The sequence below is a fragment of the Pseudomonas sp. H3_C08 genome, assembly GCF_054669455.1.
Window position 1 is genome coordinate 1,222,794 of record NZ_CP162803.1, and the last position, 25,049, is coordinate 1,247,842.

The 25,049-nt window shown below is 60.5% G+C and carries 23 protein-coding genes and 2 pseudogenes; 14 read left to right on the forward strand and 11 right to left on the reverse strand.

Annotated features, from left to right (window positions below):
• The first annotated feature begins 174 nt into the window (after positions 1–174).
• Complete coding sequence (locus AB4N74_RS05665) at positions 175–1,014, forward strand: HvfB family MNIO-type RiPP peptide maturase (protein ID WP_460098607.1); 840 nt, start codon at positions 175–177, stop codon at positions 1,012–1,014.
• Positions 1,007–1,759 carry an HvfC family RiPP maturation protein gene (locus tag AB4N74_RS05670; protein ID WP_460098609.1) on the forward strand — a complete coding sequence of 251 codons (753 nt, stop codon included), beginning with the start codon at positions 1,007–1,009 and terminating at the stop codon, positions 1,757–1,759. The genes AB4N74_RS05665 and AB4N74_RS05670 overlap by 8 nt, the downstream gene beginning before the upstream one ends.
• 1 nt (position 1,760) lies before the next feature.
• Here the strand turns inward: AB4N74_RS05670 and AB4N74_RS05675 are convergent, their stop codons facing one another.
• The 4 genes from AB4N74_RS05675 to AB4N74_RS05690 form a co-directional block, all read right to left on the reverse strand.
• Positions 1,761–2,789 (reverse strand): NAD(P)/FAD-dependent oxidoreductase, encoded by a 1,029-nt coding sequence (locus AB4N74_RS05675; protein WP_460098611.1) that lies wholly within the window; start codon positions 2,787–2,789, stop codon positions 1,761–1,763.
• Positions 2,776–4,956: a hypothetical protein gene (locus AB4N74_RS05680; protein WP_460098613.1), complete on the reverse strand. Its 2,181-nt coding sequence runs from the start codon at positions 4,954–4,956 to the stop codon at positions 2,776–2,778. Before AB4N74_RS05680 ends, AB4N74_RS05675 begins: the two co-directional genes overlap by 14 nt.
• Before the next feature lie 241 nt (positions 4,957–5,197).
• The gene (locus AB4N74_RS05685; protein ID WP_460098615.1) at positions 5,198–6,505 is read right to left on the reverse strand and encodes a sensor histidine kinase; all 1,308 of its coding nucleotides are present in this window, start codon (positions 6,503–6,505) and stop codon (positions 5,198–5,200) included.
• Positions 6,502–7,242 carry a response regulator gene (locus AB4N74_RS05690; RefSeq protein WP_007919579.1) on the reverse strand — a complete coding sequence of 247 codons (741 nt, stop codon included), beginning with the start codon at positions 7,240–7,242 and terminating at the stop codon, positions 6,502–6,504. Before AB4N74_RS05690 ends, AB4N74_RS05685 begins: the two co-directional genes overlap by 4 nt.
• Before the next feature lie 296 nt (positions 7,243–7,538).
• Between AB4N74_RS05690 and AB4N74_RS05695 the strand changes: the two genes are divergently transcribed.
• The 3 genes from AB4N74_RS05695 to AB4N74_RS05705 all read left to right on the forward strand — a co-directional run bounded on the left by AB4N74_RS05695 (position 7,539) and on the right by AB4N74_RS05705 (position 9,369).
• Positions 7,539–7,802, forward strand: a complete 264-nt coding sequence (locus tag AB4N74_RS05695) for a DUF2790 domain-containing protein (protein ID WP_236431798.1) — start codon at positions 7,539–7,541, stop codon at positions 7,800–7,802.
• 63 nt (positions 7,803–7,865) lie between these two features.
• Positions 7,866–8,120, forward strand: coding sequence for a hypothetical protein (locus AB4N74_RS05700; protein WP_257358190.1), 255 nt, complete (start codon positions 7,866–7,868; stop codon positions 8,118–8,120).
• A gap of 37 nt (positions 8,121–8,157) precedes the next feature.
• Positions 8,158–9,369 (forward strand): cytochrome c biogenesis protein DipZ, encoded by a 1,212-nt coding sequence (locus tag AB4N74_RS05705; protein ID WP_460098618.1) that lies wholly within the window; start codon positions 8,158–8,160, stop codon positions 9,367–9,369.
• A gap of 16 nt (positions 9,370–9,385) precedes the next feature.
• Here the strand turns inward: AB4N74_RS05705 and AB4N74_RS05710 are convergent, their stop codons facing one another.
• Complete coding sequence (locus AB4N74_RS05710) at positions 9,386–9,847, reverse strand: GNAT family N-acetyltransferase (protein ID WP_460098620.1); 462 nt, start codon at positions 9,845–9,847, stop codon at positions 9,386–9,388.
• A gap of 225 nt (positions 9,848–10,072) precedes the next feature.
• On the opposite strand from AB4N74_RS05710, the gene AB4N74_RS05715 reads away from it, so the two are divergent.
• Together AB4N74_RS05715 and AB4N74_RS05720 are read left to right on the forward strand one after the other, a co-directional pair.
• Positions 10,073–10,345: a DUF4242 domain-containing protein gene (locus AB4N74_RS05715; RefSeq protein ID WP_093438958.1), complete on the forward strand. Its 273-nt coding sequence runs from the start codon at positions 10,073–10,075 to the stop codon at positions 10,343–10,345.
• 33 nt (positions 10,346–10,378) lie between these two features.
• Entirely contained in the window at positions 10,379–11,191 is an 813-nt protein-coding gene (locus AB4N74_RS05720) for a class I SAM-dependent methyltransferase (protein ID WP_099758645.1), read from the forward strand.
• Positions 11,192–11,337: 146 nt separating this feature from the next.
• Here the strand turns inward: AB4N74_RS05720 and pcsA are convergent, their stop codons facing one another.
• A complete protein-coding gene (gene pcsA / locus AB4N74_RS05725) occupies positions 11,338–12,060 on the reverse strand; it encodes a phosphatidylcholine synthase (RefSeq protein ID WP_007919592.1) in 723 nt (240 codons plus the stop codon).
• 259 nt (positions 12,061–12,319) lie between these two features.
• Between pcsA and AB4N74_RS05730 the strand changes: the two genes are divergently transcribed.
• The 4 genes from AB4N74_RS05730 (at position 12,320) to ligD (ending at position 18,200) form a co-directional block, all read left to right on the forward strand.
• Positions 12,320–13,087: a tellurite resistance TerB family protein gene (locus AB4N74_RS05730; RefSeq protein ID WP_460098623.1), complete on the forward strand. Its 768-nt coding sequence runs from the start codon at positions 12,320–12,322 to the stop codon at positions 13,085–13,087.
• Between the two features lie 162 nt (positions 13,088–13,249).
• Positions 13,250–14,626 (forward strand): iron-containing redox enzyme family protein, encoded by a 1,377-nt coding sequence (locus AB4N74_RS05735; protein ID WP_460098625.1) that lies wholly within the window; start codon positions 13,250–13,252, stop codon positions 14,624–14,626.
• A gap of 11 nt (positions 14,627–14,637) precedes the next feature.
• Positions 14,638–15,591 carry a methyltransferase gene (locus tag AB4N74_RS05740; RefSeq protein ID WP_460098627.1) on the forward strand — a complete coding sequence of 318 codons (954 nt, stop codon included), beginning with the start codon at positions 14,638–14,640 and terminating at the stop codon, positions 15,589–15,591.
• 17 nt (positions 15,592–15,608) lie between these two features.
• Positions 15,609–18,200, forward strand: coding sequence for a DNA ligase D (ligD, locus tag AB4N74_RS05745; protein WP_460098629.1), 2,592 nt, complete (start codon positions 15,609–15,611; stop codon positions 18,198–18,200).
• On the opposite strand, the gene AB4N74_RS05750 is transcribed toward ligD, so the two are convergent.
• From AB4N74_RS05750 to sodC, 3 genes are all read right to left on the reverse strand, one after another.
• On the reverse strand, positions 18,201–18,602 hold the full coding sequence (locus AB4N74_RS05750; protein ID WP_175559657.1) for a hypothetical protein: 402 nt from the start codon (positions 18,600–18,602) through the stop codon (positions 18,201–18,203). It lies immediately after the preceding gene.
• 80 nt (positions 18,603–18,682) lie between these two features.
• Complete coding sequence (locus tag AB4N74_RS05755) at positions 18,683–18,997, reverse strand: DUF2388 domain-containing protein (RefSeq protein WP_093438930.1); 315 nt, start codon at positions 18,995–18,997, stop codon at positions 18,683–18,685.
• A gap of 160 nt (positions 18,998–19,157) precedes the next feature.
• Positions 19,158–19,679, reverse strand: a complete 522-nt coding sequence (gene sodC, locus AB4N74_RS05760) for a superoxide dismutase family protein (RefSeq protein WP_099758650.1) — start codon at positions 19,677–19,679, stop codon at positions 19,158–19,160.
• 225 nt (positions 19,680–19,904) lie between these two features.
• On the opposite strand from sodC, the pseudogene AB4N74_RS05765 reads away from it, so the two are divergent.
• Positions 19,905–20,630, forward strand: a pseudogene (locus tag AB4N74_RS05765) (MCP four helix bundle domain-containing protein); the annotation flags it as partial.
• 312 nt (positions 20,631–20,942) lie between these two features.
• Positions 20,943–21,536 (forward strand): annotated as a pseudogene (locus AB4N74_RS05770) (methyl-accepting chemotaxis protein); the annotation flags it as partial.
• A gap of 175 nt (positions 21,537–21,711) precedes the next feature.
• Here the strand turns inward: AB4N74_RS05770 and AB4N74_RS05775 are convergent.
• Positions 21,712–22,143, reverse strand: a complete 432-nt coding sequence (locus AB4N74_RS05775; RefSeq protein ID WP_093438922.1) for a nuclear transport factor 2 family protein — start codon at positions 22,141–22,143, stop codon at positions 21,712–21,714.
• Between the two features lie 522 nt (positions 22,144–22,665).
• Here AB4N74_RS05775 and mqo point away from each other — a divergent pair.
• Positions 22,666–24,312, forward strand: coding sequence for a malate dehydrogenase (quinone) (mqo, locus tag AB4N74_RS05780; protein WP_093438917.1), 1,647 nt, complete (start codon positions 22,666–22,668; stop codon positions 24,310–24,312).
• A 164-nt stretch (positions 24,313–24,476) separates the two neighbouring features.
• Here the strand turns inward: mqo and AB4N74_RS05785 are convergent, their stop codons facing one another.
• Positions 24,477–24,908: a nuclear transport factor 2 family protein gene (locus tag AB4N74_RS05785; RefSeq protein ID WP_460098633.1), complete on the reverse strand. Its 432-nt coding sequence runs from the start codon at positions 24,906–24,908 to the stop codon at positions 24,477–24,479.
• Positions 24,909–25,049 lie beyond the last annotated feature (141 nt).

Consider the following 25,049-nt stretch of genomic DNA (forward strand, 5'->3'; position numbering starts at 1 on the left):
CTGACGCTTTCGCGAGCAGGCTCGCTCCCACAATATTGATCGGCAGAGAATCTGTATCACTGTGTATCGCCGTGATGGTGGGACACACAGGGCTGCAAATGCCCGGTCATCTGCACACAACCGCAATACATCCGGCGGCTCAAATGTGGCAAACCCACTGCTGAGGTACATCCCATGCATACGCCGCCCTCATCAATGCCACCCAGTGTTGGCCTCGGCCTGCGCCGTGGTCTGCTGAAAGACCTGCAGGCTGCCCGTAGCGGCGCCTTCGACTTTCTCGAAGTCGCCCCGGAAAACTGGATCGGAGTCGGCGGCGCGCACGGTGCGGCGTTACGCGAACTGGCCGAGCGCTATCCGTTGTCCTGTCACGGCTTGTCGCTGTCGCTGGGCGGGCCGGCGCCGCTGGATGTCGGATTCTTGCAGGAGGTTCGGGTGTTTCTCGACCATTACAACGTGCCGCTGTACAGCGAGCACCTGAGTTACTGCAGCGATGACGGGCATCTGTATGACTTGCTGCCGTTGCCGTTCACCGGAGAAGCGGTGCAGCACGTTGCCGCGCGGATCCGTCAGGCTCAGGACATTCTCGGCCGGCGCCTGGCCGTGGAAAACGTCTCCTACTATGCCGCCCCGCGTCAGGACATGGACGAGCTGAGCTTCACCAATGCCGTGTTGCGCGAGGCCGATTGCGACCTGCTGCTGGACGTCAACAATGTCTATGTCAACGCGATCAACCACGGCTTCGATCCGCAAACCTTCCTCGCCGGTATCGAGCCGGACCGGGTGGTCGGGATGCATGTGGCGGGGCATTTCGATGAGTCCGAGACGCTGAAAATCGACACCCATGGTGCCTCAGTCAAACCGGTCGTGTGGTCTCTGCTGGCGGAGGCTTATAGGCGGTTTGGCGCGCAGCCGACGTTGCTTGAACGGGACTTCAATTTCCCGGCATTTTCCGAACTGGTCGCCGAGTTGCAGACCATTCGCAATTTGCAAGTCGGAGGTCGCCCTCGTGGATAACCTGATACTGCAACAACAGGCGCTGACCCGGTATTTGCGCGATCCTGAACATCAATCGGCACCGGCCGACATGAACGTGGCGCGGGTCAACGTTTATCGCGATCTGGTGTTCAACAACGTTTCGCAATTGTTGAGCGGCACGTTTCCGGTGTTGATCCGGATCATCGGGGAACAACGCTGGAGCCTGCTGGTACGAGGCTTTTTGCGCGAGTGGCGGGCGCAGACCCCAAAGTTTGGCGAGATTGCCGAAACGTTTCTCGACTATCTCGCGTCGCCACCGCAGGTGTTGCGCGAGGGCGAGTGGCCGGCGTTTCTGCTGGAGCTGGCGCATTACGAATGGGTCGAGATGATCTTGCAGCAGTCCGATGCTCAGGCGCTGCCGCCAAGCGATCCGGCGCTGTTGCTGGAGCGTCCGCTGCAGATCTCGGCACTGGCCTGGCCATTGGCGTATGTGTGGCCGGTGCATGCACTTGATCCGAACCATCAGCCCGCCACGCCGCCGGCGCATCCGACCCTGTTGCTGGTGCGGCGCACGGCAGACTGGAATGTGCAGTTTTCCGAGCTGAGCCCGCTGGCCTGGCGCCTGTTACAGCGCATTGAAGCGTTTCCTGACCTTGATGGCCGCCAGCAATTGCAAGATCTGGCAGTAGAAGCAGGGGTGGCCGACACCGAAACGTTCATGGACAGCGGATCGGCGTTGTTGCGGCAGTTTCACCAGGAGGGCGTACTCGCCGGCGTCCTGTAAGTCATGCGGCAGGCAGCCACGACGGCGGGCAGGGATGCAGACGATAGAAGTCGCGCAGGTGCGCCACATCGCGTGCGAATCCAGCGTTCAGCCATTGGCGATATTGCGCCTGCGCCGCTGTTTGCAAGGCCGGTTGGCGCAGACCATCCGTTACGGCTTGCGCGGCTTGCATACCGCTCATCAACGCTTTGAGCACGCCGTGGGAGGACGCCGGGTCGAGCCGGTTGGCAGCATCGCCCACCAGAAAATAACCAGCACCGGTGACGGCCGGGGTGATGCGCCAGGTTACATCGGCGCCGCGTATCCGCCCTACGGCTGGCAATGCTTGCAGGGCCTCGGGAAGCCTCGTCGAGCGCCTGTTGTTCTCGAACGTCAGGTGCGTCCAGTGCAACAACTGCGGCTCGACCTGGGCGATCCAGGTCCATCCGTCAGGATCGGCCAGCAAGTGCGCGGTTGTTGCATAGGTTGCGCTGTGACCTTGCAAGTAGCCGTAACGCGCCACCAGCGGCGGTGAACAGTGGCGAACCGGCAGACCGAGTTGGCGAGCGAGCCAGTTGCAAGCGCCACTGGCATCGATCAGGCAGGTCGCGTAAAGGCGTGCGCTGTCGGTCTCCACGCCGATCACCCGATTGGCCTGAGTCAGCACTCGCCGTGCCCGGCAGGGCTGACTGATCTCCACCCCTAACGTGGCCGCTTGCGCCAGTAACGTCGCGTCCAGTTGCGCCCGCTCCAGATGAAAACCCTGCCAGGCGCCGCGATCATCGGCGCCAAAGACATTGAAGCGCGGGGCACCGTTCCAGTGCACCCAGTGGCCGTCAAAGCGCCGGGCCCCGCGGCCACACAGCTGCTCGGCGACCCCCAGTTGTCGGAGCAGTGGTTCGATGCCCGGATGCAGGCTTTCGCCGGGGCGAAACCGGGGGAACGCCTGCCGTTCGATCAAGGCCACGCGCAGCCCGTGACGGGCGCAACTGATTGCCGTTGCGCAGCCCGCAGGGCCGGCACCGACGACCACGACATCAAAATGTTTCATGGGCGACCCGCCATGGCAGGGTGTCGCGTTTGATCAGGATTGCATCGGCGCTGAGCAGCAAGATCACCAGCTCTTCGACTTCGACGTGGCGCAACCTGAAATCACTTGCAGGGATCTGCACGGCACCGCGCTTGTACAGCAAAAAGCGCTGCACCCAGCCGTCGAGGAGCTGCCCGGCTTGCGCCTGCGCGCTGTCCAGTTCCGCGTTCGGCCGCTGCACGTCAACGAACGACAACAGCGGCCAGGCATTGCGCAGGGATTTATCGCTGGCGGCGCCGAGCGCACGGTACACGCGATACATCGAACGCACGCGCTGCTGATAGATGGTTTGCGCAGTGTGGCCGGTCGTGCTCAGGGAGAACTGGCCATCGAGGGCCACCTGTGTGTAATCGGCATGGGCGTACGCGTGGTACTGGACGATCAGCCGATCGTCTTGAGTGATCAGTTGCGGGCCGCGCTGATTATCCCAGGCCACGCCGCCCATGCCGATTTCCTCATCGGTCAGGGGAATGATGCTGTGCAGCGTCGAGCGCGGCTCAAAGACCCGTGCCGAATCCGGTGCCACGCCAGGCCAGAAAGAACCTAGCGCTGCGCAGATCTTCGCATCCTCGGGAAACGGGCTGGCCATCTGATAGCCGGCGAGGACGTTGATCCATTCGTCGTCTGCCGTGCGCTGGCGAACCCAGCCGACCTCCCAGCCAGGCCCGAACACCCCGGCGGCGCCGTCGGGCAGCGAGGTCGGCCGCGATGACGGTGGTAGCCGGGCAATGGATTGCACCGTGTCGGTTTGATCGGCGAGGGCAACGATGGCGCTCACCCCTCGGTCAGTCGGGGAGAACAGTTGATCCTGCAGATCGAGGTTGGCGCAGTAGCGTACGTTGGAGAGCGCTTCAAGTCGGGCGTGCCAGAGACCGGTACTTGGTAACGCTGGTTCGTCGCTGACCCAGTGCAACAGCTTGCGTTGACTGCATAACGGATAGAAGTCCGGAGGGCCGATCAGCGAATAGGCCGCGACGAACGGCAAATGGTTTTCCAGCATCGGGCAGCGTGGCAACACCCAGCCATCGGCAGTGCCGTCCTGATAATGCAAGGCGCGATAACCGCCCTGACGTACCAACGCCTCGACACCTTCATGCTCGTTCAGGTCTTCGATGCTGCCATCCGCTTCGACCCGGTGACGTCCGTGCACCATGCCGCCGGTATTGGCCGGCAGCACAAAGGACAAGGGCTGCCCCTGATATTCGACGGGCGCCACCAGCCGGGCTCTGGCTTCAGGCACCAGCAGACCGGGGCCGAGATCTACAGTCGAGGCCCAATGCGCAAGATTTTCCGTGACGACGAAGGGTGGCTGGCTGATCTGCGGTTCCTGCCAACCGGTACCGCTGTGGCGCAAATGGACATGCCGCAGTTTTTCGTTGATCTGGTGGTTGCCCAGCGTCACCGTCAGGTTCAGACCCTCCAGGCACTGCGAACCATTGAACAGCTTGTGCACGGGCACCCAGAAATCCAGTCCGGGGTCGAGGTCCACCTGAAAATCCATCGGCCCGAAGCGCTCGGCATCGCCCTTGAGTTGCACGGCAATGTAGGCGCTGTAGCGCACTGGCATCACCCGGATGCCGTGCGGGTCATCGTCGACGAAGGGCAGGAAACTGCGCAGCGTTGCGTCATAGCACGGGGGGGCGGTGCCGACGCGGGCGATACCGGTACGCGAGAAGCACAGGTCGGCATGCCGGCCATGCACGGTGTCGGCGGCGCAGCGATATTCACTGGCAAACGCGACCACCGCCAACGGCGCGCCCCGGGCTTTGTCGCGCAGGCTGTCGAGCGTGGGCGGACTGACGCTGTAGACATAGTCGAGCACGGTCTCGATCTCGGCGGCAGTGGGGAACAGCTGTGGTGTCTGGCCGTTTTCATCGCTGAGCACGTTTGGCGAGGCCAGCGCGTGATACAGCAGGCTGTGCGCCGGTGCGCCAGCCTCGATCGCCCGGCTGCCGGTTGTTGCGAAATCGGTAAATCCGGGTATTGACCGGTCGATTTTCAGGGGCTTGTGCAGTTCCGCCGCCAGCGGTTCAGCCAGCAAGTCCAGGCCGTGGGCGAGCATCAGCGAATGCCAGCCGCCGGGCGCCAGGCGCGTACACACGTGGGTAACGGATTCGAGCAGAGTCATGTTGCGCCTCGACAGGTTGGGCCAATTGTCATGGAACCGTAGCCCGGCGCTGACTTGCTACTGTCAGATCTGACAGTGGCGACCAATGGTGAACAGTGCGAAACGGGCAACACAACCATAAGCGCATCAGCCAAGGCGCACAGTCAGTGGATTCTGATGAAGTTGTAGGCATTGGCGCGGCGGTGTGCAGGCTACCGACCGGTATCGGTCGGTAGCGTTTAAACAGGCGCCGTTGAAGCGTTTATGGATGCAGCGGCAGCTTCAGTTCAGCGCACAGCCCGCCACCCTGGCGATTGCTCAACGTCAGCGAACCACCGAGCGCCATGGCCAGTTGCTGGGCAATCGCCAGTCCCAGCCCGGTGCCGCCGGTATCGCGATTACGCGAGTTTTCCACGCGGTAGAACGGTTGCAGCACCTGCGCCAGTTCGGCGTCGGCGATGCCCGGGCCGCGGTCCATAACGGTGATCGCCAGGTTGCCTTTGTTGGCTTCGACCCAGACTTCGGCGGCGCCGGCGAATTTCAGCGCGTTGTCGGTCAGGTTCACCAGCACCCGGCGCAACGCATGGGGGCGGGTGTCGATGACCGCCGCACTCTTGCCGACCAGTTGCACCTGCTTGCCCATGTCCTGATAGTCGAACACCAGGCTTTCGAGGAAGGAATCCATGTTGGTGCGGCGGCTTTCTTCGGTCGAACCATGGATGCTGCGCGCATACGCCACGCCTTCGCGAACCAGGTGTTCCATCTCGTTGAGGTCATTCCACAGTTTGTCTTTCTCGGCGCAATCGTCCATGAGTTCGGCGCGCAGTTTCATCCGCGTGATCGGCGTTTGCAGGTCATGGGAAATCGCCGCCAGCAGTTGCATGCGTTCCTTGAGATAAGCGGCAATGCGCGCCTGCATCGTGTTGAACGCCCGTGCTGCGTAGACCACTTCGTTCGGGCCGCTTTCGTCGAGGTTGATCGGGTGGGCGTTGGGGTCGAGGGTTTCCACGGCGTTGGCCAGACGGGTCAGCGGACGGATCGCGATACGCACGGCCAGCCAGGTGCAGGCGATCATCAACGCCAGTTGGCCGAGCAGAACCGCCGGCAACCAGGGCGATAGCGGGACCATGGCGGGGCGCACGTCGATGGTCACCGGGCTGCCGTCGCTCAGGCGCAGATGGCCCTGAAAGTGTTTCTTCGGCCCGGGAATATCGGTGAAGGTCAGCGGATAGCGTTCACCGATGGCTTCGGTGATCGAGGTGACCGCCACCGGCACATCACTGGCCTCGATCGGTGTGCCCGGTTCGCCTTCGCTCAACAGGTAGCCATAATTTTTTCGCGCCAGACGCTCGAGCCAGGCAGGGCGCTCTTCGGCAGGCAAGCGATCAAGGATCGCAACCGAGGTCGAGACGTCGGTTTCCAGATTGCCGAGCATGGTGTTCTTGGCGCTTTGGTAACGCTCGTAATACTGCGCACCGAACGACAGCGCCTGAGCGAGCAACAGGCCGATCAGGAAAATCAGCGACAGGCGCGAGGCGAGGGTGCGCGGCCAGTGCAGATTGATGCTCATGCCGGGGCCCCGAGAATCTCGACCGGCAGTGAGAACACGTAACCTTCGCTGCGCACGGTCTTGATGTAGGCCGGCTCGCGCGCATCATCCAGCAGGCGCTGACGCAAACGGCTAACCAGCAAGTCGATCGAGCGGTCAAACAGATCGGCGTCGCGGCCCTGGGTCAGATTGAGCAGTTGGTCGCGGCTGAGCACCCGCTGCGGGTGATCGAGAAACACTCGCAGCAAGCGATATTCGGCACCGCTGAGGGCGACCATGGTGCCGTCCTTGTCCAGCAGGTGACGGGCCGAGGTGTCCAGTTGCCACCGGCCGAAAGCCAGCAAGCGCCCGGCCTCGGTCACCACCAGATTCGGCGGCAGCATCCGCGTGCGGCGCAGCACAGCGTTGATCCGTGCGAGCAATTCGCGGGCGGCGAACGGTTTGGTCAGGTAATCATCGGCGCCCATTTCAAGGCCGATGATGCGGTCGGTTTCATCGTTGCGCGCGGTCAGCATCAGGACCGGCGTGGCCTTGTGTTTGCCCACCCGCAGTTCGCGGCACAGCTGCAGGCCATCGTCGCCGGGCATCATGATGTCGAGCACGATCAGGTCGACAGTGTTGGCTTCGAGAAAGCTGCGCATCTGCCGGCCATCGGCGACCACCGTGGTGCGCAGGCCGTTTTTCTTCAGGTAGTTGCCCACCAGTTCACGGATCTCGCGGTCGTCGTCGACGATGAGAATGTGATCGACATGATCCATCGGTGCAAACCTCTATCAAAAGGGACTGCCGTGCAGTGTATCGAGCCTGCGGTGGGCCGCCTGCCTGCCTTTGTATTGCAGTGTATCTGCCGTCACAACGGATACACGGGGACGCAAAAACGCGATTTTTTCAGGGTTTTGTATCGCTGTGTATCCCCCGATGGCAAGGATACACAGCGATTGAAACGCGCCTGTTCCTGACACAGAGGCGATACCTCGCGAGCCTCAAATAGGCTCCATCGAGGCCCACACAGATCGCCTCGGCTCAAACCCCACTGAAGCCTTGAGGAAACGCCATGAACAACAAATCCGTAATCGCCGCCTGCCTGTTTGCCGCGCTGAACATCTGCACGCTCTCGGCCCGGGCCGAAGCCGCTGTCACCGCGCAAACCTACACCTACGGCACCCACCTGGATATCCAGAAAGTCATCTCGCTGAAACAGGACAACTCGGTGTCCTGCGGCATCGTCGAGGCGCGCATGACCTACCTCGATTCTGCAGGCAAAACCCGCGTACTCGATTACAGCAAATTTGCCGACGGCTGCAACAACGACAACTGAGTCATCAACGGGAACCAAGCCATCAATGGCACCAGGCCAACTCTTCATAGAAGGAACAACACCATGAACAACGTCGTGCGCTTTTTCACCGCCATTGTTTTCTCCCTGGCCGGCGTCGCCGCCCATGCCAACGCTGCGGTTGAACAGCATAGCTGCCACAGCAGCACCTGCTTCCAACTGACGCCGGTGGCCCAGCAGGGCAGCGCCGGCCTGATTGCAGCGGACGGCTCCAGCCGCACGCCACAAGGGCAGATGTTCGCCGAGAACGGCGCCAGCCGTACGCCGCAGAGCCAATGGCTGGAAAGCCAGAGCGTCTGAACGGCTCGTCACAATCATTGATCAAGGGTGACTCACTATGTACCTCATCGCATTTCTCGGCGGTCTGCTGACCGTGCTCAGCCCCTGTATTTTGCCGGTGGTGCCGTTTCTGTTTGCCGGCGCGCAACGCAGTCGCGCTTCGATACTGTTGACCCTCGGCGGCATGGCCCTGACCTTCGCGCTGATCTCCAGCCTCGCCGTGGTCAGCAGCGAATGGGTGATCCAGGCCAGCAACAGTGGCCGTTACGTCGCGCTGATCGTGATGAGCGTGTTCGCCCTTTCGCTGATCTCGGCGCGCATCGGCGGCTGGCTGACACGCCCCTTGGTGATGCTCGGCAATCGTCTGGACCCGGACACCCGGAAAAAGGCCGGGCCGATGGGTTCGATCATGCTCGGCGTGGCCACCGGACTGCTGTGGGCACCGTGCGCGGGACCGATTCTCGGGGTGATTCTTACCGGTGCCATGCTGCAAGGCGCCAACGCGCAGACCAGCCTGTTGCTGCTGGCCTACGGCGCCGGCAGTGCGTTGTCGCTGGGCACGTTGATCTTCACCGGGCGCGGGCTGGTCAACCGTTTGAAACCGTCGATCCCGTTCACCGGTTGGTTGCGTCGTGGTGCCGGGGTTGCGGTACTGGCGACGGCAGCGGTGATTGCCACCGGCGTCGATAAAACCTTGTTGGCCAACACCTCCTCCGAAGGCGTCGCCAGTGTCGAAAAACGCGTGTTGGAAAACGTGCCGAAAGTGGTCGACTACTTTGTCAGCAAAGTCCGCGCGGACTCGCCGATGGAGGAGGGCAAAGGTGCGATGCCGTCACTCGCTGGCGCCGTGCAATGGTTGAATTCGCCTGAACTGAACGCAGACGCCCTGCGCGGCAAAGTGGTGCTGGTGGACTTTTGGACCTACGACTGCATCAACTGCCAGCACACCCTGCCGTACGTCAAGGACTGGGCGAAGAAGTACGAGAAGGACGGCCTCGTGGTGATCGGCGTGCACACCCCGGAATACGGCTACGAGCGGATCATCGACAACGTCAAGGATCAGGTGAAAAAGCTCGGCATCACCTACCCGGTGGCCATCGACAACAACTACGCGATCTGGCGTAACTTCGATAACCAGTACTGGCCGGCGCATTACCTGATCGACGCCAAGGGGCAGGTGCGTTACAGCCACTTCGGCGAAGGTCGCTACGAGGCGCAGGAACAGATGATCCAGCAGTTGCTGGAGGAGGCTAAGGCGCCTGCGGCGTGATCAGCAAACCAATGGCTCAAAGGTCGCGGACCATGAGCCATTGTTCATTGTTCCAGGCGCGAAAACGCTCCAGGACCTGCCAGCCGCGTTTGGCGTAGTAGTCCTGCTTGGTCTGCGTATGCAGATACAAACGCGCAAACCCGCACTCTTTCGCTTCCTGACAAATCCCTGCAATCAAGCGTTCTGCCAGGCCTTGCCCGCGCGCTTCAGGACTGACGAACACGCAGGCCAGCCAAGGACCAAGATCAGTGCGCAGGGCGAGGTCATCGCGTGCCAGCGCCGCGCCGCCGACCAGATGTTCACCGTCCATGGCGATCAGGCAAGACCAGTCGCCATTGCCTTGGCCCTCGGCAAATTCACGCTGCCATTCAGCCAGCGGTTGGTCGATGTATTCGTAGGGGAATTGCTGGTGGATCCATTGAGCATAACGGTCGCTGTGGTGCATGTGATGCGCGAGCCAATCGAGTTTCAGTGACATCGGTAGAGTCCGTTCCAGAAGCGAGCGGGCATCAGAAACCAATCCTCGAACGTTGGCAATCTTCCAGGTGTTCCAGACGCTTTACAGATTTCCACCGCTCATCGGCAAACCCCCGTTTTTACGGGGTTGCCAGACGATTGGCAGGGACGCCGAGCGGTCTCGGCGCGATAGTGCCTGAGCAGGGTCACTGCCGGCCTTGCCCCATAACAAGAGCGCGAGGTTGCCATGCCGAAATTCGTGATTGAACGCGAGATTCCAGGGGCCGGGAAGCTGTCCGAAGCCGAACTCAAAAACGTCTCACAAACGTCCTGCCAGGTGTTGCGCGAACTTGGGCCACAGGTGCAGTGGCTACAGAGTTATGTCACCGCCGACAAAATCTATTGCGTGTACATCGCGCCTGACGAAGAGCAGGTACGCGAACACGCCAGGCTTGGAGGATTTCCTGCCAACAGTGTGGCGCGAGTGATGACGGTCATCGATCCGACGACGGCCGAATGATTACCGACCCCACCCGCAGCGGAGTTCACTCTTATGAGTACCCCGATTGATCTGACAGCCCTGAAGGAACGCCAGAAAGTCGCCTGGGCCAGTGGCGACTACGCCGTGATTGGCACGACGTTGCAAATCGTCGGCGAAAACCTTGCCGAAGCCTGTGACCTGCGGTGCGATGAAGAGGTGCTGGATGTCGCTGCCGGCAACGGTAATGCGACGCTGGCGGCGGCGCGCCGTGGCTGCCAGGTCACCTCGACCGACTACATCGCGGCTTTGTTGGAACGCGGCCAGGATCGGGCCCGGGCGGAGCATCTGGACGTGACGTTTCAGGTTGCCGATGCTGAGGCACTGCCGTTCGCCGATGAGAGTTACGACGCGGTGCTGTCGACCTTTGGTGTGATGTTCGCGCCGGATCAGGACACGGCTGCGGCCGAGTTGGGCCGGGTTTGTCGCCGTGGTGGGCGGATAGGTCTGGCCAACTGGACGCCGGAAGGTTTTGTTGGGCAGATGTTCAAGGTTTTGGGCCGGCATCTGCCACCGCCGGCTGGTGCCCAGCCTCCCTCGAATTGGGGCTCCGATGCCTGGCTGCACAAACATTTCGATGACCGTGATTTTCTGCTGCGGGTGACACGGCGCGATTTCAATTTCCGCTATCGCTCGGCGGCGCATTTCATCGACATCTTTCGCCATTGGTACGGGCCAGTGCACAAGGCCTTTGCGGCATTACCGCCGGAGAGCGGGCAGGCGCTGGAGGGTGATCTGGCGGATTTGCTCAATCGGTTGAATCGGGCGGGAGAGGGTTCGCTGGTGGTGCCGAGCGAGTATCTGGAGGTGGTGATCACTAAACGCTGATTCACCCCCGACTTTCGAATCTATTGCGATCCCTGTAGGAGTGAGCCTGCTCGCGATAGGGGTCTTTCAGTAAAAAATATTCAGCTGACAGACCGCAATCGCGAGCAGGCTCACTCCTACAATGGATTTGTGTTGGGTTCTGGAGCCTATTTCACCTGCGGCCGATCAAACCACTCCAGCGCCGTGCGCCAGATGCAGATCCCCAGAAAGTACGCCGACATCAGCAACCACAAGCCCATCACCAACGGGTTGATCACCGGGTGGTTGAGCACCAGCGACAAACTGCACAGCAGCCAGATCGCCGTCACCGCAATGTTGATCGGCATGAACCGGCGTACCCGAAACGGGTGCAGGAACTTCATCCGCGTCACGGTCAACAGCGCCAAACCTATTACCGTCAGAAAAGTGATCCACGGCCCCGGCCCAATGATGTAAAGGCACAGTGCGACCACATTCCACGCCGCCGGAAAGCCGACAAAGTAGTTGTCCTTGCTCTTCATGTTGACGTTGCAGAAACAGAACAGCGACGACACCAGAATCAGCGACACGGTCAGCAGCAGGGTGTAATCCGGCAGCGGAATGTAGCGATAGATGAACAGCGCCGGGATGAACACGTATGTCAGGTAATCGATCACCAGATCGAGGATCGAACCGTCGAAGCTCGGCAGCACCGATTGCACGTTGACCTTGCGCGCCAGTGCGCCGTCGAGGCCGTCGACAATCAGCGCCACGCCCAGCCACATCAGGCAATGGGTCGGCTGGTTTTCCAGCAGGGCGAGGGTGGCCAGGAAGGCTGTGACCACGCCAGTCGCGGTAAAACCATGGGCGCCCCATGCTTTGAGCCTGGCGATGTGTACGGTCGATATCACGGGGGCGTTCTCCAGAAAGTGAAGCAAGCCGGGTATCACCCTTGAGTAGCAGGGCGCCGGCAAACCGGGTCGGGGTTGCAGCTATCGACCGGTCTGGCCGGGATAAGGTTCACCACTGATCAATCTTAGCTGGCCGGCGAAAAAATACGCGGGCGAAATCCGTCAGGGCTTCGAGCGTCAGCCAAACGGTGCTGGCGCTATGGCTTAAGGGGTCTATCGTTGCCAGACGCAGTCACTGCCAATGCCTGAGGATAACGTCATGAACACCAGCGATTTGCTCGAAAAACTGCTGCAAGGCCAGGCCTCGGCGGGACAACAATCTGCCAACCCGGCTGGCGGGTTGGGCGGTTTAGGTGGGTTGCTGGGTGGACTGCTCGGTGGCGGCTCGGGGGCATCCAGCGGTAGTGGATCCGCAGGTGGACTTGGCGGCCTGGGCGGCTTGCTCGGTGGTTTGCTCGGCGGCGGTGCCGGTGGTGGTCTTGGCGGCGCTTTGGGTGGGGCGCTGGGCGGCGCGGGCAGTACACAAAGTCGTTCCGGCGGGACCAATTATGCGGCGCTGGCGTCGCTGGGCATGATGGCGTTCCAGGCGTATCAGGCGTGGCAACGCAGCCAGGCGAGTTCGGCACCGCAACAAATCCCGCAGACGGCCAATCTGCTTGCCGGCCCGGAAGTCGAGGAGCGCAGCCACGCTGTGTTGCGCGCTTTGATTGCGGCGGCCAAGGCTGACGGTGAGATCGACGCCCGGGAACAACAGATGATCAGTGGGGAAATCAGCAAACACACCGACGACTCACAATTGCAGCAATGGTTTGAGGACGAAGTCTCGAAACCGCTGGACGCCAACGAAGTCGCGCAGGCGGCCAAAGGCGATCCGGCCATGGCCGCTGAAATGTATCTGGTCAGCGTGATCCTCGTGGATGACCAGCAGGACGCCGAGCGCAGCTATCTGGATGAACTGGCAGCAGCCTTGCGGATCGACCCGGATTTGCAGGTGCATCTGGAGCAGCAGGCCAAAGGACAGGCCTGATGTAACGGCAAAAAATCATAACCACCCGCAGCTCCGTCAAGGAGCTGCTTCGCCGTCCGTCCGGGCATTTTTCACGTCGATTGAATTTTTCGCAGGCGCCGCCTCTCTGCTGCTGTAGAGGCGTGTGGAACAGCGCCCTGCCAACCGACCGAGAATTTTGCCATGACTGTCCTGACACCTCTGCAAGCCGCGCCTGCCCAACCGCACCTGATGAACGCCGCTGGGAACATGCGGCTGGTCTATGAAGCGTTGTTGCGCAATGACGATTCTCAGGACCTTGCGCAGGCGTTTTTGCAGGAGCAACTGCAACACGCCGCGCAACTTAGCGATTCGTTGCCTGAAGACCCGGCAACGTGGCACGCCTGGGTGGCCGAACATTGCGCCGATGTCGCCCGGCAATACGCCGACTATCTGCAGCAGCGCAAGGCCGGCGGGCCTCGGCAATTTTTCCGTGGCAAGGCGCAGGCGCTGTATTTCCTGCAAGCGGTGGCACCGACCAAACTGGTCGACGGCGCTTGGCTCTATGGTCTGTTGCCGCGCTGGCAAGACCCACGTTTCCAGGGCCTGCTGCGAACCTTTCTGGAAGAGCTGGGCGAAGGCAATCCGGCGCAGAACCACGTGGTGATTTATCAGAAATTGCTCGCCGAGCACGATCTGCAGGACAGCAGCGCCATCGACGATGAACGCTACCTGCAAGGCGCGATACAACTGGCCCTCGGTGTCTGTGGTGCTGATTATCTGCCCGAGGTGATCGGCTACAACCTCGGCTACGAACAACTGCCGTTGCACCTGTTGATCAGCAGTTACGAACTCAGTGAACTGGGGATCGATCCATACTATTTCACCCTGCACGTGACCATCGACAACGCCAGCACCGGCCATGCGCAAAAAGCCGTGCAGGCGACGCTTGACCTGCTGCCGCTCGAGGCCGATCGCGCTGAGTTTCTGCGCCGGGTAGCGCTGGGCTATCGGCTCAACGATCTGGGGCAGGGCAGCCGCGCAATCATTGAAGGCTTCGACCTTGAGCAGCAATTGCTGGCGATGCTCGAGCGCAAGTGCCCGTTTGCCCAACACATGCACTCCGATTACTGCCGTTTCGAAGGGCAGACCGTCAATCAGTGGCTGGCTGCACCCGAGCAATTGCCCGGTTTCCTCCAAGCGTTGCAGAACAAGGGCTGGATCAAGCGCCACGAAGACCCGCAGGCCAGCCGTTTTTGGCAACTGATCGCGGGCGACGGTGCGGCGATGTTCGGCGTGTTCAATGCCTACGAAAAACAACTGGTGCACGACTGGATTGCCGGCGACTGGACGCCGTCGGATAAAGCGAAACCCGTTCGGCGGCACAGTCAGACCGCAGCGCCCATCGAAGGGCTTGCACAGGATCCCGACGTACAGGCGCTCAACACCGCGCTGCAAGGTCAGGATGCCTCGGCGCAAATGGCGATTCTGATCCCCTGGCTCGCCCCGGCCCGCCATGCACACCCGGCCGGGCTGCTCGCCACCCGGCGTTTTACCGAACTCAAATCCCGCTTGCCTTAAGGACACCGCCGATGAATCAGGAAGAACAACTCTGCCCCAACGACCTCGTGCTGCTGCAATTGGGCCGGCGCTTGTTGGCAGACGGATATCGGTTCACCACGCCGACGCCGTTGACCCATCAACGGGTCAACCAGCGTGACGAGGGCCAGATGGCCGACTCTTTGCGCGATGTGTTCGGCTGGTCGCGTCCGTTCACGCCGGGGTTGTTGTCGGCCGATGAACAGCGGCAACTGCAAGACGCACAGATCATTGATCACTACGAAGGTGAGCTGAAGAGTCGGGTGCGCTGGTCGAGCCTGGATGATTTGCTGTTCGTCCATTCGGCATTTCCCACCGAGGCCGCTGACGCGGTGTTTTTCGGCCCCGACACCTACCGTTTCGCGCAACTGATCCACGCCCACCTGCAGCAGAACTTCGCGCCGATTCATCGCGCGGTGGACATCGGCTGCGGCGCTGGCGTCGGTGCGATTCTGATCGGCCGGGCCCGTCGCGAGACAGAGGTGCTGGCGCTGGACATCAACCCTGCGGCGTTGCGTCTGACCGCGATCAACGCGGCACTGGCGGAAGTCGCTAACGTCGACGTGCGCGCCAGTGATCTGTTGCAGGGCGTCGACGGCGAGTTCGACCTGATCGTCGCCAACCCGCCGTACATGGCCGACCCGGCGGAACGCGCCTATCGCCACGGTGGCGGGACGCTGGGGGCAGGGCTTTCGCTGCGCATCGTCGAACAGGCCTTGAATCGATTGGCGCCTGGTGGCTCGCTGCTGCTCTACACCGGTGTGGCGATGGTCGATGGTCGTGATCCGTTTCTCGACACCGTGCTGCCGCGCCTCGATGAAAAACGCTTCGGCTGGACGTACCGCGAACTCGACCCGGATGTTTTTGGCGAAGAACTGCTCAACCCCGGCTATCAACGGGTCGACCGCATCGCAGTGGTGGCGCTGACCGTGACCCGAATGGGCTGAAACAAGGCAGGTGCACGATGAACAGGAACCTCGACGACTACAACCGCATGCGCGATTTTTCGGCGACCTCGGAACCGGCTGCCGTCAAGCGCTCGGGAGGTAAAACCGCTGCCGAGCATGCTTTGCAGTTCTGCATCCAGAAGCACGACGCTTCACACCTGCATTACGACTTTCGCCTGGAACTCGATGGCGCCTTGAAAAGCTGGGCGGTGCCGAAAGGGCCGTCACTCGACCCCAAGGTCAAGCGGCTGGCGGTGCATGTCGAGGATCATCCGCTGGATTACGCAACGTTCGAGGGCAACATTCCGCAAGGGCACTACGGCGCCGGTGATGTGATCGTCTGGGATCGTGGCGTGTGGATTCCGCTGGAAGATCCGCACAAGGCCTACGCCAAGGGCAAGCTCAAGTTCGAGCTGCAAGGCGAGAAGCTCGGCGGTATCTGGAACCTGGTGCGCACGCACATGCCGGGCAAAAAAGAACAATGGTTTTTGATCAAGCATCAGGACAGCGCCGCGCGGCCGCAGGATGATTACGACGTGTTGGTGGCCGAACCGGACAGTGTGCTGAGCGAACGCACGTTAGTGGGCAAACCCAAACTGGCCGCCGAGCAAAGCAAACCGCTGAAAAAGCCCCCGGCCAAGACACGCAAAACTGCGACCGGCAAGCTCAACGGTGCGCAAAAAGCCAAACTGCCGGCACAACTGAAACCGGAACTGGCAACGCTGGTCGACAGCGCGCCGGAAGGGCAGTGGAGTTACGAGATCAAATTCGATGGCTACCGGATCATGGCGCGCATCGATCATGATCAGGTGCAACTGTTCACTCGCAACGGTCATGACTGGACGCACAAATTGCCGCAACAGGCCGCCGCCCTGGCCGCGCTGGGATTGGAATCGGCGTGGCTCGACGGCGAAATGATCGTCGCCAACGAACACGGCGTACCGGACTTTCAGGCCCTGCAAAATGCTTTTGAAGCTGGAAGCAGCGGCAACATTCTCTACTACCTGTTCGATCTGCCGTATCTCAACGGTGTCGACCTGCGTGAAGTGCCGGTCGAGGAACGTCGCGCTGCGCTGGCCACGGTGCTCGGCAGTCATGAGCAACCGTTGTTGCGCTTCTCCGAAGCCTTCGACGAAACCCCGGATGCGCTGCTCAATAGCGCCTGCCAGATGCAGATGGAAGGCCTGATCGGCAAACGCCTCGGCTCGCCCTATGTATCGCGGCGCAGCAGTGACTGGATCAAGCTCAAGTGCAAACATCGCCAGGAATTTGTCATCGTCGGCTACACCGATCCGAAAGGTTCGCGCAGTGCTTTCGGCGCGTTGCTGCTGGGGCTGCATGATCGTGACAGCGGCGAGTTGCGCTACGCCGGCAAAGTCGGCACCGGTTTCAACGAGTCGACGTTGAAAAGCATTCTGGCTCAACTCAAACCGTTGCAGGTGAAGAAGGCGGCGGTGGTCAATCCACCCAGCGGCTTCGAGGTCAAAGGCGTGCACTGGCTCAAGCCGAAACTGCTGGCGGAAGTCGCATTCGCCGAAATGACCAAGGACGGTTCAGTGCGCCACGCCGTGTTCCATGGCTTGCGCGATGACAAACCGGCCAAGGGCATCACTGAGGAGCGAGCGAAACCGGTGAAGAGTGCAGCGAAGAAATCAGCCACGAAGAAAGCGCCGAAAAAAGCCCCGACGAGCAGCGCAGAAACCGCGCCGTCACAACTCGGACTGGCCAACGGCAAGGTGCGCATCACTCACCCGGATCGCGTGATCGACGCGGTCAGCGGCACCACGAAGATGCAACTGGCCGAGTATTACACCAGCGTTGCCGAATGGATTCTGCCGCAGCTCAAGGATCGTCCGGTCGCACTGGTGCGCGCGCCGGACGGCATCGCCGGTGAGTTGTTCTTCCAGAAAAACGCCGAACGCCTGGCGATCCCCGGCATTACCACGCTGGACAAAGACGTCACCGGGCAACCGGTGATGCTGATCAACAATGCCGAGGCGCTGATCGGCGCGGTACAGATGAGCACCGTCGAACTGCACACCTGGAACGCGACCACGGTCGATCTGGACAAGCCCGATCGCTTCGTTCTCGACCTCGATCCGGATCCGGCACTGCCATGGAAAAGCATGGTCGAAGCGACGGCACTGACATTGACCGTACTTGATGAACTGGGCCTCAAGGCGTTTCTCAAAACCAGCGGCGGCAAGGGTATTCACCTGGTGGTGCCGCTGACCCGCAAACTCGGTTGGGACGAGGTCAAGGACTTCAGCCACGCCATCGTCAGTCATATCGCCAAGCTGTTGCCGGAGCGCTTTTCTGCGGTGTCCGGGCCGAAAAACCGCGTCGGGCGGATCTTTATCGATTACCTGCGCAACGGTCTGGGCGCCACCACTATCTGCGCTTACGCCGCGCGCACCCGCGAAGGCTTGCCGGTGTCGGTGCCGCTGTTTCGCGAAGAGGTCGCCGAGCTCAAGGGCGGCAATCAGTGGAACGTGCACAACGTTCATGAGCGGTTGGCTGAGGTCGGTGACGAGCCGTGGGCCGACATGAAGAAAACCCGCCAGAGCATCACCGCCGAAATGCGCAAACGCCTGGGGCTGAAAAAGTGATCAGGTGTCGCGCAGCAAGTCGTGAGCGTTGAGCAATTCGAAGGCGATTTCCGGGTGGTTTTCCAGTCCGCGGCGAATGGCGGCCGGGATCGCTGCACGTGTCTTGCGGCACAGGCCCGGTAACTCGTCGATTTGAATAGCGATCCCGCGCATGGTGCGCACTTCGTTGAAACCGGGAGCGACGTCGACGCGAATCCCCAATTGCTCGAACATGCGCTGTTGCAGATGTTTGAGGTCATTCAGGTCTTTGAGCATTTCGAGGCGAGCGAGCAGGCGTTTTTCTTCCTCTCGGGTCAGGCGCAGGATGCGCAAATCCGCGCCGGGCGTCTCCAGCAACGGATCGCGCCCGCAAATGCAGGCGCCGGGCGGGCAGGGGGAACGCAAGGGCACAGAAGTCGTCATGGCCTCCATCATAGAGGCCGTCGGACAGTTTTGCCTATGCGCCTTCAGCAGCCATCCATCGGCTGCGTTTTCCGTGACGGCTACTGATTCAGGCCTTCGTAATGCACCAGAATCGCGTTGGCCAGATCTTCATCACTGGCATTGAGTCCAGGATTTTCCTGGCGAGCCTGTTGCAGCACCGATTCAAGATAAACCCCACGAATGGCCCCGCCACTGGCGACAAATGCAGACAAGTCGTCACGGGCCGGAATCACCATTTTGTGATCCTTGAAGGTCGAGTACAGCGACGCGGAGACACCTGCCGAAGTGGCGACATCACCCGCATCAACGCGGGCCAACGCCGAACCGACCGGCAGGCATAAGAGTAAAGAAGAAACGAGCACTAACTTGCGCATGACGGTGTTCCTCCACAAGCGCGAAGCAAAAAGGGAAGGATTACATAATGTGAGAGGGGCGCGCGCGGCGGGAGTTCCGTGGCGCAGCAAAGTCTGCGTTATTGCAAAACAGACGCGGGCAACGCCATGGCGGGTTGCCTGTCTTTCACGCTGGAATGAGTCAGATCACCCCGCAAGCCATGCGATCACCGCCACCGCCCAGTGGTTTGGGCGTGTCGGCGTGGTTGTCGCCGCCGGCGTGGATCATCAGGGCGTGACCTTTGATCTCGGATATCTTCTTCAGGCGCGGCGCCAGTACCGGATAGTTGGCGATGCCGTCCGCAGTCACATAAATCGCCGGAAGGTCACCCAAATGGCCGTCGGCGTAAGGGCCGAGGTGCTTGGCGGTTTTTTGCGGATCGAAATGCCCGCCCGCCGCCAGTGCGGCCCCTTTCACGCCATCCTTCATGCCGGCCTCGCAGCTGCCGTTTTCATGCACGTGGAAACCGTGCACGCCGGCCGGCAGCGATTTCAAGTCAGGCGTGAACAACAGGCCATAGGCCGTTTCACTGATGGTGACCGAGCCGATCGCCTGCGGCGCGCCGTCAGCGCTGACCAGATTGACGGCGACTTTTTCCGTCGCCGCTTGTGCGGTGCCGATGGCGAAGGTGCCGAGCAGACCCAACCACAATGCGCGTTTCATAGGCGTTTCCTTTGCTGTACGAATGTTCAGAGCGACGGACTCAATAGCCTGCCGGCATTAACCGGCGATGAAGGCCGTTTCCGCTGCGTTGCAAAGTGAGACTTGCCGCGCAATCCGAAAGTTTTGCTGCCTTCAGCCAGCATGCCGACACCTGCTGACACGCTCTGGCGCGGCAGACCTGCGCAAATAGGCTTAACTGAAGGCTGACAAGCGCTTACGGGCGTAATGAGTGAGGAAAATCCTGTGTCGATCAAACTGCGTTTAGTGTTGCTGATTGTGACAAGTCTGCTGACAGCCTTGATCGTGAGTCTGGTCAGTTACGTCGGCAATCAGCGGATGGCCTCGGCGGTCAGCGATAACGCGGTCAGCATGAGCGCGCTGCGCAACCACATGGAAGCCGACATGATGCACGACGCCCTGCGCGCCGATGTCTACTCGGCAATGCTGGTCGGGCTGGGCAAAAGCACCAGCACGGCAAGCGAGGTGCGCGATTCGATCAACGAGCATGCCGGGCATTTTCGTGAGGTGCTCGAGGAAAACCTCAAGTTACCGATCAATCCGGCATTGCGCACGGCGCTGGAGCAGATCAAACCGAGCCTCGATACCTACATCAACGCGGGCGAACGGATTGTCGGGCTGGCGCTGGACAACCCTGATGCGGCTCAACAGGAACTGGGCACCTTCAACACGGCGTTTGGCCAGCTTGAAGAACAAATGGCCGCGTTGAGCGAGTTGATCGAGTCCAATACGCGGCAGACCAGCGCTGCAACCGAATCAGCCATCCACAGCGCCAACGTTGCGCTCGGTGTGGTGTTGATCGCCAGTCTTGTGCTGCTGTTGATTCAGGGACGCTGGGTGATTCTGAGCATCATGGGGCCGTTGAAGACCGCCAGTCGCATCGCCGAAAGCATCGCCCACGGCAACCTCAGCGAGCCGATCACCGAGCCGTCCGGCAAGGACGAAGCCAGTGTCTTGATTCGTACGCTGGCGACCATGCAGCGCGACTTGCGCAACATGATCGATGTGGTGCGGCGCAATGCTCACGGTGTCAGTGGCATGAGCGAACAACTCAGCCACGGCTGCCATCAGGTCGCCGACAGCAGCCAGCAACAAAGCGTCGCCGCCGGCACCATGGCCGCTGCCGCCAGCCAGATGACCGCGAGCATCGAGGAAATCACCCGCCACGCCGAACGGGCACTGAGCATGGCCAGTCAGGCCGAAACCCTGGCCAAGGAGGGCGGCGGTGTCATTCATCAAGTGGTCAGCGACATGGACGATATCGCCCGATCAGCACAACAGTCGGCCCAGGTGATCCGCACGCTGGATCAGGAATCCGAAGCCATTTTCAACATCATTCAGGTGATCAAGAGCATTGCCGACCAGACCAATCTGCTGGCGCTCAATGCCGCCATTGAAGCGGCCCGTGCCGGTGAGCAGGGTCGGGGTTTTGCGGTGGTCGCGGACGAAGTGCGTAGTCTGGCGGCGCGCACCAGTGCCTCAACCCAGGAAATCGCGGCAATGGTCGCGCGCATTCAACACAGCACCCGCGAGGCGGTCAGCAGCATGGAGGCGGGTGTCGCGCAGGTGGACAAGGGCATGGCGGTGACGGCGGATGTCGAGCGGGCCATCCGCGAAATTCTCGATGCGACGTTGAGCACGACGCAACTGGTCAACGACATCACCCGCACGATTGGTGAGCAGAGCCAGGCCAGTAACGAGATTGCCCATCAGGTGGAAATGATTGCCGGGATGTCCGAAGGCAACAGCCGGGTGATCGGGCAAACGGCGAATACCACGGATGAATTGTCGAGTCTGGCGGGGCAGTTGGCGCAGTCGGTGGATCGGTTTCGGTTGTAGTGGTGAAATCCATCGTATTTGTGTTGGCCGGGCTAGCGCTTTCGCGAGCAAGCTCGCTCCCACAGGTTTCGTGGTGTAAATGCAATATTCGCTGCGCCACCGAACACAGTGGGAGCGAGCTTGCTCGCGAAGAGGTCAATTCAGCCAACACTAATGCTGGATAAATTCACCACAATCAGAACTTGAACGCCTGCCGCCCAACCAGCAACCACTTGCCATGCTGCTTCTGCCAGATCTGAAAGTTCTCGATCTCCGTCGGCACCACCTCGGTCCCCTTCAGCGCCTGTGCGGAAAAGTGGTGGCGGACCAGCGCGGTGTCGCCGGACAGGGTGATGGTCTGGTGCTGCATTTCCAGGGTCTTGAACGCGCTCTTGCCGGTTTCGATGTCGGCGATGAACTCTTTCTTGTCCTGGATCTTGCCGCTGGAATGGCCATAAGTCAGGTTGGGCGCGGTGAGCGCGTTCAGTTCGGCGATGTCCTTGTGCAGCATCGCCTGGGTCAGATGATCCACCGCTTGGGCAACGTCTTTTTCCGCCGGGGCAGAGGCGGCCATGGCGTAACCGTTGAAGGCACAGAGAAAGCCGATCAGGAGTCGGGTCTTGGTCATTGAGGTTGTTTCCTTGTTGTTATGGGGTTGACGACTGATTTGTCAGTCGTCGTACAACGTAGCAGATAATGCTTGAGCAACGCACTGCCCAAAAGTACTCAATGTCTGGGCAACTACACTTGAATGCAGGATGGTTTGCGTCGACGCACTCATCAGAGGGTCATGTTCAGCGACTGGCGGCCGATAAGTCCCTGAGCGGAAAAAGACTCTCAAGTCGGGAACAGACGCGCGGGTTTGCCCTGACGTGATATTCTTCGCGCCAACTTGGTTTGACCTTATTCAGTTTGCTTGCCTTCGGGCGGGCTGACGGAATCCCTGTCGCTCAAGTAGCTGAGCCAATAATGATAAGAAGTCAGTTCAGAAGGGACATTAACTGAGGTCGATGCAGCATGTCGGCCTTGTGTGCCCACCCGTCAAAATTGAAGTGTGCCGGAATCTGCGACGCGAGCCTGAGCGTCATCAAAGCGGATCGCATACAGATAACAGCGGCGGGCGGAAGGCGTTTTATCATAGGTGCAACAGATGTTTAAGAAAGTGAACACAGCCCTGCTGGGTCTGGCTTTGGCGATGGGGATGACATCCGCCAATGCTGACGAAGCAAAGAAAGTCGACGTCCTGCTGATCGGCGGCGGCATCATGAGCACCACCCTCGGTGTGTGGATCAATGAGCTGGAGCCAAGCTGGTCGATGGAAATGGTCGAGCGCCTCGACGGCGTCGCCCTGGAAAGCTCCAACGGCTGGAACAACGCCGGTACCGGTCACTCGGCACTCGCCGAGCTGAACTACACCCCGGAAGACGACAAAGGCAACGTGACGATCCCGAAAGCCGTCGAGATCAACGAAGCGTTCCAGGTCTCCCGTCAGTTCTGGGCCTGGCAGGTTCAGCAAGGCGTTCTGAAGAACCCTCGCTCGTTCATCAACACCACGCCGCACATGAGCTTCGTGTGGGGCGATGACAACATCAAGTTCCTGAAAAAGCGCTACGAAGCCCTGCAAGCGAGCCCGCTGTTCGCCGGCATGCAGTACTCCGAAGACCCGGCTGTGATCAAGAAGTGGGTCCCGCTGATGATGGAAGGGCGTGACCCGAACCAGAAAATCGCGGCCACCTGGAGCCCGCTGGGTACCGACATGAACTTCGGCGAAATCACCCGCCAGTTCGCTGCGTACCTGCAAACCAAGCCTAACTTCGATCTGAAACTGTCGAGCGAAGTCCAGGACATCACCAAGAATGCCGATGGCACTTGGCGCGTCAGCTACAAAAACCTGAAAGACGGCACTAAAACCGAAACCGATGCCAAGTTCGTGTTCATCGGCGCTGGCGGCGGTGCACTGCACCTGCTGCAGAAGTCGGGCATTCCTGAAGCCAAGGAATACGCTGGCTTCCCGGTTGGCGGTTCGTTCCTGGTGACCGATAACCCGGCCATCGCTGAACAGCACCTGGCCAAGGCCTACGGTAAAGCGTCGGTTGGCGCACCACCGATGTCCGTTCCGCACCTGGACACCCGTGTTCTGGACGGCAAGCGCGTCATCCTGTTTGGCCCATTCGCGACCTTCAGCACCAAGTTCCTGAAAGAAGGCTCGTACCTGGATCTGCTGACCAGCACCACCACCCACAACATCTGGCCTATGACCAAGGTCGGCATCAAGGAATACCCGCTGGTCGAGTACCTGGCTGGCCAACTGATGCTGTCGGATGAAGACCGTCTGAACGCGCTGAAGGAATACTTCCCGAACGCCAAAGCCGAAGACTGGCGCCTGTGGCAAGCCGGCCAACGCGTGCAAATCATCAAGCGTGATGAAGCCGCTGGCGGCGTGCTGAAACTGGGCACCGAAATCGTTGCTGCACAAGACGGTTCCATCGCCGGCCTGCTGGGCGCATCGCCAGGCGCGTCGACCGCTGCACCGATCATGCTGAGCGTGCTGCAGAAAGTCTTCAAAGACAAAGTCGCGACCCCAGAGTGGCAAACCAAGCTGCACCAGATCGTTCCAAGCTACGGCACTCAGCTGAACAACGATCCAGCCAAAGTGGCTGCAGAGTGGGCTTACACCGCCAAGATCCTCGAACTGCCGACACCTCCAGTGATCGGTCAGGCTGCTGCCCCGGCCGCACCTGCAGCTGAAAAGGCTGAAGCTCCGAAGGAAAACGCTGCACGTGACATGGCGCTGTAACTAAACGCCTGACACACAAAGCCCGCTGAACCGGCGACGGTCAGTGGGCTTTTTTATGGCAAATAGTTTTGTAGGAGCTGTCGAGTGAAACGAGGCTGCGATCTTTTGATCTTGATCTTGCTTTTGAAAGATCAAGATCAACAGATCGCAGCCTGCGGCAGCTCCTACATGGCTTTGGCGGACGCCAGATAAGCGCCGAGTCGCCGTCCCATCTCCTCACCCAACGCCTGCAATCCGCTCAACGGGCGAACCATCACCTCGAACTCGACAATCTTCCCGCCCTCATCAAAGCGAATCATATCGATGCCTTTCAGCTCCTTCGAACCCACCTTGGCGCTGAACTCCAGAATCACATTCAAGCCATCGGCAGTCGCCAGCTCACGGTGATAGGTGAACTCTTCAAACACCTCGAACACGGTATTGAGGATCATCGACACCACTGGCGCGCCCGGATAAGGCGTGTGGGCCATCGGCGAGCGGAACACGGCTTGCGGGTCGAGCAGGCCGGGCAAGGCGCTGAGGTCGCCGGTGCGGATCATTTCGTGCCATTTGCCCAGCGATGCGGCGACGTTGGGTTGCAGGTTCAGGTCGGTCATGTTCACTCCAGGATTTTTCTTGTTGTTGTCGCGACGGCAATGACTCTAGATCAACCTCGCCGAAATTGAACCCTTGTGCCGCGATCTGAATATCGGCCCATCGTCCATGCGGATCAGATGCGCATCTGATCCGTATTTTTT